This is a genomic window from Desulfovibrio sp. (assembly GCF_034006445.1).
In the GTDB taxonomy this organism is placed as follows: Bacteria; Desulfobacterota; Desulfovibrionia; order Desulfovibrionales; family Desulfovibrionaceae; genus Desulfovibrio.
In genome coordinates this window covers 15,988-28,965 of sequence record NZ_JAVESS010000021.1, presented here as the reverse complement: position 1 = coordinate 28,965, position 12,978 = coordinate 15,988, and the positions used below count along the sequence as shown (strand labels likewise).

The following is a 12,978-nucleotide window of genomic DNA, read 5'->3' as shown; positions in this document are numbered from 1 at the left end:
GCGGTGATTTTTTACGTTCTTACTGCAAAGCTTTAAGAATGCTGCCCGCAGAGACGGAAGAAAGGTGCTGCCCATCCACAACAACGGCAGGCAGGGCCTTGATTCCGTAGTACTTGCTGATCTGCTCGGCCTGATACAGGTTTACGTTGCCGGCGTCATAGCAGTACTTGGCCACGCTCAATTCCTGACTGGCAGGCACGGGCGGGCGCAAATGTGAAAAATAGGAATAGTGAATGGGGTAGTCCGTGTTTTTGACTGTGGCGTCATATTCGTTCTGGAAAGGCACAGCCTTGCCACGGGTACTTTTCTGGTCGGCCTTGACCTTGTTCCACTGGCCGAGGGCGTAGGTCAGATACGGCATTGCCTGACCGGGACGGGAATGGCTGATCCAGATGCCAAGTCCCATTAGGTCTGTGCCATAGTATTCCTTACTGTTGGCGAAAACGACAATCTTACACTGTTGGGGGGAAAGCGAGCGGCTGGCCTCCACCACGGCCTGCCAGACCTTTTCGCTCTGGGGCGCGGCAAAATCGAGCAGCACAAGAATTTCATGCGGCGCAGTGGCAGTGCCAAAAAACACAGGATATATTTCGCACTTCCACTGGGGACGATGGCCCGCCTCGCCTTCAATGGTCGGCACAGCGCCACCCAGTTTTTTGAGCATGTCCGCACTCTCAGACGTAGCCTCGCGAAGATTGGGCGTATTCTGGTGCATATAGGGATTATACTGGTTGGCATTGCCGTTCTGCACCGAGGACGACAGGTTCACGGCGGCTTTGGAGCCGCCGTTGCTGCTGGCGGCCCCGCAACCGGAAAGCATCAGGCCCAAAAGCAGCACAGTTATCAACATTCCACGCATACATCACCTCATGCAAATTCGAAACAGGATTGGGCGGCATAATCCAGATGCCGCAACCATATTTCAGCAAAACCGGCGTATTCCGCCGTACCTTTCAACACGGGAACACACTGGTGCCCCAATGCCTCAACCCTGCCGCGCCAGGACATGCCGCCCTGGCCTGCCATATCCTTGAGGGCATGATTGCCCACAACGGAAAGCAAAGGCATGAGCCATACGCGCTCAGACGTAAGACGGGGCAAAATATCATCAAGCAGCACAGCGCCGTTCATGGCCCCCACATGCACGTGCGGGTCAAGCGCATACACGGCCTGCGCCAAGTCGGCATAACGGGACACAGCCTGATGTTCAGCTCCGTGGCCCATAAAGACCACGTCTTCTCCGGCTGCCCGGTCAGGGGGCAAATGACGCAAAATGGCCTGCGTCGTCGCATGCAGGTCTTCTTCTGTGGACAGCAGGGGCACCCCTACGCGGCAGCAGAGGTTGTCATTGGACATGGCCTCATCCACCGCCGCGCACACTTCGCCATGCTCACGCCCCGGAATGGTCTGCAAGGGCTGTACCGCAATGTGCGTAAAACGCTCGAAAGAAAGACGTTGCAAAGCTTTACGGACAGAATCGCTCTTCTGCCGGGCCTGGGCCAGGCGTTCGCGCAACAAAAGAGAGGTATAGGCCCAACGCACGGGAATTCCAGGGTAATGCTGGCGCACCAGAGCGTCAAACCCTTTGAGGGCATTTTGTCCCTGAGCGCTGCTTGCGCCAAAAGCTACCAATAAAATCGCACGTCTCATGGGCACATTTGTACGTTACTTGCAGCATGGTGGCAAGAAGGGGTGGCGCTGAATCATCTTATATGCGTTCCATGTTGACCCATAGGGCCCACAAAGATACAGTGGCCGCAACATGAGATCACATATCCACGCAAAGAGCGGGGCATGTCGCTGGGGGGGTCAGAATGGCAAAGGCGCTGATTTTAGGTGGCGCAACCGGTCTGTTGGGGCAGGCTCTTGTGCACGTTCTTTCGGCACGGGGCTGGCAGGTTGAGACATTGGGGCGGCAGGACGGCAACGTGCTGGATTTTGATTTTCTGCAATCCCGTCTTCGCGCGGCTCACGCCGATGTGGTTTTTAACGCCGTGGGATATACCGCTGTGGACGCCGCCGAAGATGATGCTGAAGCTGCCTGCGAGCTTAACCGGGCCTTGCCGGATGCGCTGGCGCACATTCTGCACTCTCTCGGGCACGGGCACCTGCTCCATTACAGCACAGATTTTGTCTTTTCCGGTCATGGCGAAACGCCCTTGACCGAAAGTGATGAGGTGCACCCGCAGTCCGTCTATGGCCGCACCAAGCTGGAAGGCGAACAGGCCGTGCTGCGCAGCCTGCCAGAACGCTCCTGTGTACTGCGCACGGCCTGGCTTTTCGGCCCGGGACGAAAAAACTTTGTGGATACCATTGTGGCGGCTTGTGTGAAACGTGACGCCATCAATGTTGTGTATGATCAGGTAGGCTCACCAACCTACAGCATGGATCTGGCCCAATGGAGCGCCGCACTGGCCGAAAAGCAGGCTACGGGCCTTTGGCACGCCGTCAACAGCGGCCAGGCCAGCTGGTGTGAACTGGCGTGTGAATCCATTGCGCTGGCCGCAGCTTCCTGCCGGGTTGTGCCCATTGATTCTGGTCAGTGGCCGCAAAAGGCGCGACGCCCGGCGTTTTCCGTACTGGATAACAGCAAGCTGAGCGCATTTCTCGGCAAAAAACCCCGCCCCTGGCCTCAGGCCTTGCGCGACTACATCTACAGCGATTACCTGCCCACGCACCGCAAGGAAAAGGATCTGCATTGACAGCAGGCTGGAGCATACGCCTCCTGGCCTTGCGCCAAGCCCTTGCAACTTTCGCCGTACAGGCCAGCCGGGCGGCAATGCGCGCTACGTCAGGAAAACGTATGCTTATGGCAAAAAAATCCCCTGCCCATATGAAGCGCCACGCGCTTTCCCGCATTTTTCTCAGGCTCTTTCTGCCGCTGCTGATGCTCATCGTCTGCCTGCCCGAAGCCCAGGCCCGCCCCAAAAGCATGGAGGAACTGGCGGCCATTATGGGCAAGCTGGTGGAAACCGGCGTCAAATACGGGGCCATCCCCTCGCTGTACAGACCCCGCTATGACCGCGTAATGGATGCCGACCTCAACACCAGCGCCGAAGAAGTCGTTTTTGTGGTCATGCTGCCCAATGGGCCGCACATCTATCCACAACGATTCATGGTCTGGCATCAGGTGGTCAACGAGGTGGTTGATGATGTGGCCTATGCCATTACCTACTGCCCCACCACCGGTACGCTGATGGCCTACAACGCCTCCATGGGCGGCCTTAATCTTATTTTTGATGTCGAAGGCCGCCTTTATGACGGCAACAGCGTACTCATTGACCGAAATTCGGGCAGTCTGTGGCTGCAGGAAACAGGCATGGCCTTTGACGGCCCCCTTATGGGCAGAGGTTTGCCCACCGTTCCCGTATTCTGGACAAACTGGGGCGCGGCTCGCAGCGTGTATCCCAATGCGCCGGTGATGGGCAAGCCTGCCGGAACCCGCCCTTACGGGCGTGATCCTTACGGCAACTACCTGCGCAAGGGTAACTATTACGACAACGACAGGCTCATCTACCCCGTTCAGCGGATGGACAAGCGCTTTCAACGCAAGGCCAACATGCTTTGCCTGGAATATGAAGGCTATTTGCTGGCCATTGATGTGGCCTATGTGAAAAAAAAGGGCGCGGTGAATTTTTTTGCAGGGCCGCACGCCCTGCTGGCCACGCACGATCCCAAGCTCAACGTGGTGCGCGTGTTCAACCGCCAGATATGGGCCGAACCTTTCCTGTTCATCAGCCGCTACGGCAAACTTATGGATCTGAAGACCCGCAGCATATGGGATCCCGCGACAGGTGCGGCAGTTGATGGCAACATGAAGGGCGCGTCAATGCCGGAATACTTCGGTGGCTATTCCATGTGGTTTGCATGGTACAGCATTAATCCTGAAACGCTTACCGTGCCTGGGCCCGGCGTTGTGCCGGAAAGCCTGCTTTCACCCGATGCGCCCGGCAGTGACTCCCGTGCCGCGCCTGCACCCGGGGCTTCGCCCATTTCCACGACGCCTGCGGGGCAGTGAGCCGCAGTTGCAGCCCGATCAGCGCGCTGCGTGCAGCCTCAATAACACCGCCGCTCCGCCAAGAAGGGGATGGCGCTCTGAAACCGTCAGTCCCAGACGGTGAACCATGCCCTCAAGTCCGCCAGCGCGCATAAATGACGTGCTCCGGGCCCCGCAGATCTCCCGCAGACACGCGGCAGCGGCAACACAAGGCAACTCCAGATTACGTTCGGCACATTTGAAATCCGCCACCAGCACCTCTCTTGCGGCGGTAAGCGCAAGGCTCAGAAGAGCCTCGCCTTGGGGCTGCGAAAGATAAAAAAGCCTGTACGCCATGCGCAAAAGCGGCCAGGGCGCGCCAAGCATGCTGTACAGGGATTCAGGAGCAGGATTGAGCGGTGCGGACAGGGCTTCAACAGGCCAGGGAATTCTGGCCGCAAGCGTGGCTGACGGAAAAAAACGTGGGGGTTCGGGAAGATCCGTCAAGCCCCTCCAAGCTGGCTGGTCACTGTGCAGGGTATTCATTGTTTTGCCGGCCTCGCGCAAGCCCCGAACTTCTGGCCCGGATCCTGACCCGGATTCTGGCCCGGATCCTGACCCGGCTTCTGGTCGGGCTTCTGGCTCAAATTCTGGCCCCAATTTTTGCCCGAATTCTGACCAGGCTGCAGACCTGGGAGGGTCACGGGCACAGTTTCAGAGTGATGCCGTGTCATGCAGCGCTCCAAGTTTTTCAAGCATCGCCTGCCTGACCTGTCCATAGGGAGCGCTCGTGGTCAGACCACGCAAAAGGTTCAAGGCATGGCCGTCCTCCACAAACTGGCGGCGGCTTGAGGCAAAATGCATGTCGAAAAACCAGGTTCCCAACAGCAGGCGAAAATCATTGACGCTGCGCAGGTCCGCATAGGCTGCCACACGTCCCTCACGCGCCGCCCGCAGCACTGCCTCGCTGTAAACGCCGGGCGTATCGGGCAGGCTCAGCACAACGGTGGGGTTGTAGGGGCCTGGGCCGCTCAAATGTTCGTCCATGACGCGCAGAATATCCAGTTTGTCGGCATCGCGTACAACATGGGCGGCTGTTGCCGTTAGTTCCGGCAATCCTTGGGGCAATGCGAAACGGTTGTGCAGCGCCACAGCAGCCAATACAGCTTTGCGCACAAGAGGGGCTTCATCATTGAGGCGCTTTTCCTGCTTGAGGATGCGCACCCCCATCTGGCCGTGATCGCACGATTCTTTGTCCTTGAAGGTATGAAACCGCAAATATTGTTCAAACCGCCCCACATCATGATACAGCGCAGCAAGCAGGCAGACACGCCGCTGCACAGAAGAAAAATTCTCGCAGGCAGCCATGCGCCTGGCATTCTCCAGTACAGCCATACTATGCCGTATTTTCAGGTGCATAGGCCCCACATCGCCACGGGGATTGGCCGACTCCTCCGCACACTTGCTGGCAGCATATACCGCAAACCAATTTTCATGCGCGCTGATATCGCACGCGTTTACCGTACTCGTTTCCATGACTTTTTTATACGCCCAGCCGGAACGCAAGGCAATGCGCCGGGCCCGCACGACTATCAACCGCTTGAGGCATGGTGACTCATTTGCTATAAAGACCACTCACACTCGCTGCGCGCTTGCGGCCCACCGCACCACACGCTTCAATCCATTCTTTATACAGCATTTCCGGAGATTTCATGTCCGATTTCGTTCATTTGCATTGCCATACCGAATACAGCCTCCTGGATGGCGCCATACGCATCAAGGATCTTTGTGCCCGCGCCAAGGATTTCGGCATGCCCGCCTGCGCCATCACAGACCATGGCAATCTTTTTGGCGCAGCCTACTTTTACCAGGGCTGCAAAGACTTCGGCATCAAGCCCATATTCGGCTGCGAAGTTTACGTCTGCCATGACCATACGGACAAAAAAACGGAATCTCCTCTGGCCCGCAAGCGTAACCACCTTATTTTGCTGGCCCAGAACAAAACAGGCTACCACAACCTTGTTAAACTGGTAAGCCACGGCTTTCTTGAGGGTTTTTACTACAAACCCCGCGTGGACAAGGCCCTGCTGCGCAAATACTCCGAAGGGCTTACCTGCCTTTCAGCCTGCATCGCTGGCGAAATCCCCCGCGCCATTTTGGCCGACAATATGGATCTCGCCAAAAAGCTCACCCTGGAGTACGCCAGCATCTACCCTGGCCGGTTTTACCTTGAGTTGCAATCCAACGGACTGAAAGAACAGGAAAAAGCCAATATTGCCCTTATGGAGCTGGCCGAAACCTGCAAGCTGCCCCTGGTGGCCACCAACGACTGCCATTACCTTGGCGCAGACGATGCCGAAGCCCATGAAGTTCTGCTCTGCATTCAGACGCAGACCACCATGGATGACCCCAAACGCATGAAGTTCGGCACCCATGAGTTGTACTACAAGTCCATTGAAGAAATGGAAAAGTCATTCAGCCATGTGCCCGAAGCGCTGTCCAACACCATGCGCATCGCCGAGGAATGCAATGTGGCTCTGGACTTCGGCAACCATTATTTCCCCGTGTACCAGTTGCCCGAAGGGGCCAGCATGGAATCGGAATTCCGCCGTCTGGCCGAAGATGGTCTTGAAAAAAGGCTGGAAAAACACCCGGATCGGGCTTCCATCAACGCCGACATGTACCGTGAACGCCTGCAGTACGAACTGCGCGTCATTCTGGAAATGGGCTTTCCAAGTTACTTCCTCATCGTGCAGGAATTCATCAACTGGGCAAAAAACAACAATATTCCTGTGGGGCCGGGGCGCGGATCAGCCGCCGGGTCACTGGTGGCATGGGCCTTGCGCATCACCAACCTTGACCCCATCCCCTACAACCTGCTGTTTGAACGCTTTTTGAACAGCGAACGCGTGTCCCTGCCCGATATCGACGTCGACTTCTGCGAACGCCGGCGTGGCGACGTCATCAGACATATGGTTGAAACCTACGGCGAGGGCTCGGTGGCGCAAATCACCACCTTTGGCACCATGAAGGCCAAGGGCGTGGTGCGCGACGTGGGCCGTGCGCTGGGCATGAGCTTTGCCGAAACCGACCGCATTGCCAAGCTGGTGCCCGCCGACCTCAAGATGACCATCAAGAAGGCGCTAGAAGCCGAACCCGAACTGGAAAAGCTCTACCTTGAAGACCAGCAGGTCAAGCATCTGCTGGATACGGCACGTCGGCTTGAAGGGCTCGCGCGCCACGCTTCCACCCATGCCGCAGGTCTTGTGGTGTCCGACAAGCCCATGGAGGAATACCTGCCCCTCTATCTTGGCAAACGCGGCGAACTTGTGACCCAGTTCGACGGCCCCATGACCGAAAAAGCCGGGCTGGTGAAGTTCGACTTTCTGGGCCTCAAGACCATGACCCTGATTCAGGATACTCTGGACAACATCAGCCTTCAGGGGCAATCCCCGCCGGATCTGGACAATCTGCCGCTCACCGATACCGAAACGTACGACCTGTACGCCAGGGGCGAGACCGATGGCGTCTTTCAGGTGGAAAGCTCGGGCATGCGCCAGTATCTGCGCATGCTGCGGCCCACGTGTTTTGAAGATATCATCGCCATGCTGGCGCTTTATCGGCCCGGCCCTCTCGGCTCCGGCATGGTTGACGAATTCATCAAGCGCAAACACGGCCAGGTGCCCGTCATCTACCCCCATGACTCGCTTACGGACTGCCTGCGCGACACCTACGGCGTTATCGTGTACCAGGAACAGGTCATGCAGATTGCCCAGATTATCGCCAGCTACACGCTGGGCGGCGCCGACCTGCTGCGCCGCGCCATGGGCAAGAAAAAGGCCGAAGCCATGGCCAAGGAGCGCGTCACCTTTGTGGCCGGCGCCACAAGCAACGGCATCAGCGAAGACAAGGCCAACGAAATATTCGACTTGATGGAAAAATTTGCGGAATACGGCTTCAACAAGTCGCACTCTGCCGCCTATGCTCTCATTTCCTACTACACCGCCTATCTCAAGGTTCACTTTAAAGTTGAATTTATGGCTGCCCTGCTCACCTCGGAAATGGGCAATCAGGACAAGCTGCTCAAATACGTCTCCTGCTGCAAAGACATGGGCATTGATGTTGTGCAGCCTTCAGTGAATCGCAGCCAGCGTGAGTTTACGGCCTTTGAAGGCAAGGTCGTATTCGGGCTGGGCGGCATCAAGAACGTGGGCGACGAAGCCATCCGCGAACTGGTGGAATCCCGCATGGCTGAGGGAGAATTCGCCTCGCTCTTCGACCTGTGCTGCCGCGTGAACCTGCGCAAGGTCACCAAACGCGTTCTGGAGTCTCTTATCAAGGGCGGCGCTTGCGACTGCTTTGGCGTGCCCCGCGCCGCCATGCTGGCCTCGCTTGAGGCGGTGGTCTCCCGCGCGCAGAAAAAGGCCAAGGACAAAAACTCCAACCAAGTGTCCCTGCTGGCCATGGCTCCGGCAATGGAAAGCGCCCCGCAGCCCGGCATAGGACTCGACTGCCCTGAAGCCGACCTGCCCGAAATGCCCGACGAAGACAAACTGCGCGCCGAAAAAGAAGCTCTGGGCTTCTTTCTTACAAGCCATCCGCTGCAACCCTATTTGCGTGAAATTCGCCGTCTGGGACTCACAACCCTTGAAGACGCCCGAGACATGTTTCCCGGCGCCGAGGTGCGCTGCGCCGTGCTTGTAACCGGCATTCGCGAGGTTATTACCAAGAGCAAGGGCGAGCGTATGGCTTTTGCGGCCATTGAAGACCTCACAGGTCATGGCGAGGTGACCTTTTTCCCCCGCAGCTATGCGGAAGTTCGTCAGCTGCTCCATTCTGAGCAGCCGCTGTGCCTTACCGCCAGGCTTGACAAGGAGCCGGAAGACAGCCGCGATCTGGACGAAGACAATGAGGACGCCCCTCGCGAACTCAAGCTTCTGGGGCAAAGTCTGCTGCTGATGGCAGAGTGCTGCGGGCTTAACGATACCCCGGTATGCGTGCAGATTCCCTCGCACCGCATGGGCCGGGAGGACTTGCTGGCGCTGCGCAACATCCTTGAAAACCATCCTGGCCCCGTGGAAACTCACGCTCAGGTCTGCCTTGAAGGACACGTCTGCCATCTGCACCTGGACAATAACCTCAAGGTCAGCCCTGGCCCGGAACTGGACAAGGCCATAGCCGCATGGGCTTCATAAGGCACATCCATTTATGGTAAAATTTTTCGTTGTGACAGGGTTTGCCCTTGTCCTCGCCAATGGATGGATTGCCTGGTGGCTATGGCGCGCACTTGACCATACGGGCTGGCTGCGACCGGCGCTCTGCCTCACGGTGGCTGTGCTTGGCGCGTCATTTCCCCTGCTGTACAAGCTTGGCGGCGATTCCGCCATCGAGGTCTGGTTGCTGCGGGCGGGATCGTTCTGGCTGGGTATGCTTTTCTATGTTTTTTGCCTGGTGCTACTTATGGACATCTGGGGGCTGGCAAGCCGCCTGTGGGCGGATCCCCCCACTTCTCCCCGCTGGGGAGCCACCCTGATAGTTATTGGCCTGCCCTTCGTCATCGGCTGCGCCAGTTGGTTCAATGCCGCCTACCCTGTGGTGCGGCAGTACGATCTGACCATACGCACCAACAAGCCCGTAGCCCGGCAGTACACGCATTCGCCCCTTGTCCTCGGCGTACTGGCAGACTTGCATCTTGGGCGGATCATCACGGCCCCGCGCCTTGTGCGCGCCATGGATCTGCTGGCTCCCTACAAGCCCGATGCCATCCTCTACGTTGGCGACATTCTTGATGACCATGTTCTGGTTGACGTGGAAGCCATGGCCGCAGCCCTGGCCCGCATACAGCCCCGGCTGGGCCATTGGGCGGTACCGGGCAACCATGAATACATCTCCGGCCCCATCGATGACAGTCTTGATATCCTGCGCCGCAGCGGCATGCGGGTACTGCGCGACCAGTGGCATGTCCTGGACAATGCCTTGGTACTGGCTGGCAGAGATGATTTGAGCGGCCACATGTTTTCCGGGAGTTCGCGCAAAAGCCTCAAAGAAATCCTTGCTGATCTGCCGCCGGAGCATGGCAATTTGCCGCTCTTGGTCATGGACCACCAGCCTTCTTCACTGGATGAGGCGCGCACGGCAGGGGCGGTGCTGGAACTTTCCGGGCACACACACTACGGCCAGCTATGGCCTTTTCACTGGGTGGTGGAGAATCTGTATGAAAACCCGCTGGGCCTGCTGACCAAAAATGGGCTCCATTCTGTGGTATCAGCAGGAATCGGCACCTGGGGCCCGCCCATGCGCAACACATCGCGCGCCGAAGTTCTTGTTGTCAAAGTGCATTTTACGCCAACGGTCAACTAAAGCATCTCGTGGCAAGGATTTTCAGAACAATCCCTGCAGAGCATTTTAACTCATTTCAAATTAAAATACTCCAGCAAAAAGGCGGCCTTGTAGGCAGCCTTAAAGTTTTACTTTAACTTTTTCGCAAGATGCTTCAGCTTATTCTTCAACCTTGGGCGTGCCTACTATGGGCAAGGAGCCGTGCCTGATAAAATAATCAATCAGACCGAACACGGTTTCGTTGCCACAAAAACTGCCTCTGGCGATGGCCGCCTTGTAATCAGGAAGCTTTGCCTCAAAGCGGCGGAGCAACTCCGGCTCCAGCGTGAGCATGTCGGCTTGCATGCCGTAGCCAAGGCGCTCAATGTACAATGCGTTGAAGCGTTGCTCCACCATGGCTTTAAGAGGCAGGGTGAGGATGGGTTTTCCAAGATACAGGGCCTCGCCCATGAGGGTGTGGCCGCCCCCCTGGATGACGTATGAACACCCTTCCAGCAGGCGCAAAAAACCCTCTTCGCTCTTGCGCATGAAGATGACATTATCCTCCTGCCCTTCTTCACGGTCATACCCGAAAACATAGCAGGTTTTGCGTGTGGCCGCGCGCAGAAAATCCACCAGCTTGCGGTGCGTGGAATTGCTCTGGTACACCAGCACATGACCGTCATCACGCGGGTTCAGCGCCAACACGCTGTCCCGCAAAATGGGCGGCGCTATTCTGGCTTTATACTGCGGCAAGACAGGCGGAGCGTAAAAGGAAATAATGAGATTTTCTGCCGTGGGACGAAAAAGATACCGTGGCGTCAGCCCTTGCACAAAGCTGTCCCACCACATGTCCGGCGGAAGGTCATGACGGCAGCACGTGATCACATGCTGATGATCCAGGGTCAGGCACGGCAGGCCCGCCTTTTCCGCAGCGCGGGGCACAAAGTACTCAAGATCGGTCATGCAGACATCGGGCTTGAATTCGTCAATCAGACGCGAAACCTGATCAATATACCGCTGGCGATGCCAAAGTATGGGCAGGGCTTTTTTGATGGTGGCCGCAAAATCCACCTTGTAATTTTTGAACACTGTGCCCAGATTGGGCAGGCGGCGAACAGGAAACTCCGGCTCAAGGATCTTGGGCGCATCGTCATCGGCGATAAAAAGGAATTCGTGGCGGGAAAGGCGGCGGGCGATGGTCAATCCGCGCATGGCATGTCCATGCCCGGTGCCGTGTATGCCATAAAGAATGCGCGCCATAATTTTCCTTTTCTGTTAGCGGCCTGCGCCTGTTCCTGCTCCGCGTGCATGGCTTTGCCCATGCCCGGAAGCCGGATGGCCCCAAAGTTCAGGATGCCGTAATGATGCGTAAAAGCAGTATTCCTTTGCCGTATAGCTGCGCAGGATAACAAGCAGCCAGCGCAGCCGTCAATGCCGCAATTATGACGCATACCTGCAACATCTTGACGGTACAGGCTTTTATTATCTAGCATTCAGAAGCAAATGCACTTTCACGTTGAAGCTGTTCGGGCGGCTGCGTGAGCAGGCGCAAGAAGACGTGAAGGCGCAAATGTGAAGGCGCAAACGCTGCGCTTCCGGGCTGGTACACGTCGCAGCGGGGGTATCGTCAACTTTGAAAAAGTATGCTCTCAAAGATCCGCTGCCCACAAGCATGCACAAAGAATAAACCAAAGAATAAACTGAAGATGTGGATGGCACGCCGTAGTGGGCTCCCTGACCGTTGCATGCGGCTGCACCCGACAGTTCCCCGTTGAAAACGCTTTGGCGATTGAAAACGCTTTGGCGAGTGCGCCAGGCCCCCCTGGCCCTGATGCAATCCGGTTGTGCCCGCACATGCTGCGCAGGCGGCGCAACATGATGAAAGTATACATCCTCAATGCAAACATGTTCCGAGACTTGATGAGGTATCAATGAACATTCGCAAAATCCGTGAAGACCTTGGCCGCGCCAAAGCCAGTTGCGCTCGCCGCGACCCCATGCGCGCGCTCTATCTGACCATAACAGCCCTCAAGGATCTGGGTGGCCAGCCTGCCCCCACGGACCTGCGCAGCGATATTCGCACGACGGTCAGCGAACTGGTCGCAGACCCTGGCCTGAAAGATATTCTGCCTGCGTCGCTTGCATATCAGCCCGGCAGCGAAAAAGAACTTTTACAATTATTATCAGATACTTATAAAAAACTTCAAGACAGCGCTGAAGAAGAGGATTATGAAAGCACACTGCAACGCAAGCTCAACATTGATCGCAATCTCAGGGAAGGCAAAAAACTTCTCTCCGAGGGGCGACCCTCTGAAGCCGACGCCTGCTTTGCTGAAGTCATGAAATATTACAAGGACGAACAGGCCGTCTTTGCCATGATGGCCACTGCCATGCTCAACGCAGGAGAATATGTGCGCGCTCTTGGTCATGTGCGCAACGGCCTCAAGGAAGTCCCCGACAATCTGGAATTGATGCGACTGGCCAATGAGTGCATCCGCTTGCGCACTCTGAACGGAAACTAGCTCCATTCCATTATATTTTTGTTCTTTTCAGAGAACAGTAACTGCATGGTAATTATGACCGCAGCAGAACTGCTCCCTGCGTAACTTTGTGCGCGCTTGTCTTGCTTCAAGAAAAAGTCTAAAGTTTGGCGCTTATTCATTACCCATTCCACGTGAGGC

At 56.7% G+C, this 12,978-nt stretch carries 10 protein-coding genes; 5 read left to right on the top strand and 5 right to left on the bottom strand.

Features of this window, described 5'->3' with window-relative positions:
* Nucleotides 1-19: 19 nt before the first annotated feature.
* Nucleotides 20-859, bottom strand: a complete 840-nt coding sequence (locus RBR41_RS12675) for a hypothetical protein (RefSeq protein ID WP_320352994.1) — start codon at nucleotides 857-859, stop codon at nucleotides 20-22.
* 8 nt (nucleotides 860-867) lie between these two features.
* A complete protein-coding gene (locus RBR41_RS12670; protein WP_320352993.1) occupies nucleotides 868-1,650 on the bottom strand; it encodes a sirohydrochlorin cobaltochelatase in 783 nt (260 codons plus the stop codon).
* 164 nt (nucleotides 1,651-1,814) lie between these two features.
* Here RBR41_RS12670 and rfbD point away from each other — a divergent pair, with 164 nt between their 5' ends.
* The gene (gene rfbD, locus RBR41_RS12665; protein WP_320352992.1) at nucleotides 1,815-2,702 is read left to right on the top strand and encodes a dTDP-4-dehydrorhamnose reductase; all 888 of its coding nucleotides are present in this window, start codon (nucleotides 1,815-1,817) and stop codon (nucleotides 2,700-2,702) included.
* 101 nt (nucleotides 2,703-2,803) lie between these two features.
* Complete coding sequence (locus tag RBR41_RS12660) at nucleotides 2,804-4,018, top strand: DUF3179 domain-containing protein (protein ID WP_320352991.1); 1,215 nt, start codon at nucleotides 2,804-2,806, stop codon at nucleotides 4,016-4,018.
* A gap of 18 nt (nucleotides 4,019-4,036) precedes the next feature.
* On the opposite strand, the gene RBR41_RS12655 is transcribed toward RBR41_RS12660, so the two are convergent.
* Together RBR41_RS12655 and RBR41_RS12650 are read right to left on the bottom strand one after the other, a co-directional pair.
* Nucleotides 4,037-4,483, bottom strand: a complete 447-nt coding sequence (locus RBR41_RS12655; protein WP_320352990.1) for a hypothetical protein — start codon at nucleotides 4,481-4,483, stop codon at nucleotides 4,037-4,039.
* A 207-nt stretch (nucleotides 4,484-4,690) separates the two neighbouring features.
* The gene (locus RBR41_RS12650) at nucleotides 4,691-5,371 is read right to left on the bottom strand and encodes an HD domain-containing protein (RefSeq protein WP_320352989.1); all 681 of its coding nucleotides are present in this window, start codon (nucleotides 5,369-5,371) and stop codon (nucleotides 4,691-4,693) included.
* A gap of 317 nt (nucleotides 5,372-5,688) precedes the next feature.
* Between RBR41_RS12650 and dnaE the strand changes: the two genes are divergently transcribed.
* Both dnaE and RBR41_RS12640 read left to right on the top strand, forming a co-directional pair.
* Nucleotides 5,689-9,171, top strand: coding sequence for a DNA polymerase III subunit alpha (gene dnaE / locus RBR41_RS12645; RefSeq protein ID WP_320352988.1), 3,483 nt, complete (start codon nucleotides 5,689-5,691; stop codon nucleotides 9,169-9,171).
* A gap of 13 nt (nucleotides 9,172-9,184) precedes the next feature.
* Nucleotides 9,185-10,336, top strand: a complete 1,152-nt coding sequence (locus RBR41_RS12640; RefSeq protein ID WP_320352987.1) for a metallophosphoesterase — start codon at nucleotides 9,185-9,187, stop codon at nucleotides 10,334-10,336.
* A gap of 138 nt (nucleotides 10,337-10,474) precedes the next feature.
* Here the strand turns inward: RBR41_RS12640 and RBR41_RS12635 are convergent, their stop codons facing one another.
* Entirely contained in the window at nucleotides 10,475-11,557 is a 1,083-nt protein-coding gene (locus tag RBR41_RS12635; RefSeq protein WP_320352986.1) for a glycosyltransferase family protein, read from the bottom strand.
* Between the two features lie 671 nt (nucleotides 11,558-12,228).
* Between RBR41_RS12635 and RBR41_RS12630 the strand changes: the two genes are divergently transcribed.
* A complete protein-coding gene (locus tag RBR41_RS12630) occupies nucleotides 12,229-12,819 on the top strand; it encodes a hypothetical protein (protein WP_320352985.1) in 591 nt (196 codons plus the stop codon).
* The last annotated feature ends 159 nt before the right edge of the window (nucleotides 12,820-12,978 follow it).

What these genes read in the sequence shown, in the direction of transcription:
- RBR41_RS12675 (WP_320352994.1), bottom strand. Translation starts at nt 859, where the DNA reads ATGCGTGGAATGTTGATAACTGTGCTGCTTTTGGGCCTGATGCTTTCC.
- RBR41_RS12670 (WP_320352993.1), bottom strand. Translation starts at nt 1,650, where the DNA reads ATGAGACGTGCGATTTTATTGGTAGCTTTTGGCGCAAGCAGCGCTCAG.
- rfbD (WP_320352992.1), top strand. Translation starts at nt 1,815, where the DNA reads ATGGCAAAGGCGCTGATTTTAGGTGGCGCAACCGGTCTGTTGGGGCAG.
- RBR41_RS12660 (WP_320352991.1), top strand. Translation starts at nt 2,804, where the DNA reads ATGCTTATGGCAAAAAAATCCCCTGCCCATATGAAGCGCCACGCGCTT.
- RBR41_RS12650 (WP_320352989.1), bottom strand. Translation starts at nt 5,371, where the DNA reads ATGGCTGTACTGGAGAATGCCAGGCGCATGGCTGCCTGCGAGAATTTT.
- dnaE (WP_320352988.1), top strand. Translation starts at nt 5,689, where the DNA reads ATGTCCGATTTCGTTCATTTGCATTGCCATACCGAATACAGCCTCCTG.
- RBR41_RS12640 (WP_320352987.1), top strand. Translation starts at nt 9,185, where the DNA reads ATGGTAAAATTTTTCGTTGTGACAGGGTTTGCCCTTGTCCTCGCCAAT.
- RBR41_RS12635 (WP_320352986.1), bottom strand. Translation starts at nt 11,557, where the DNA reads ATGGCGCGCATTCTTTATGGCATACACGGCACCGGGCATGGACATGCC.
- RBR41_RS12630 (WP_320352985.1), top strand. Translation starts at nt 12,229, where the DNA reads ATGAACATTCGCAAAATCCGTGAAGACCTTGGCCGCGCCAAAGCCAGT.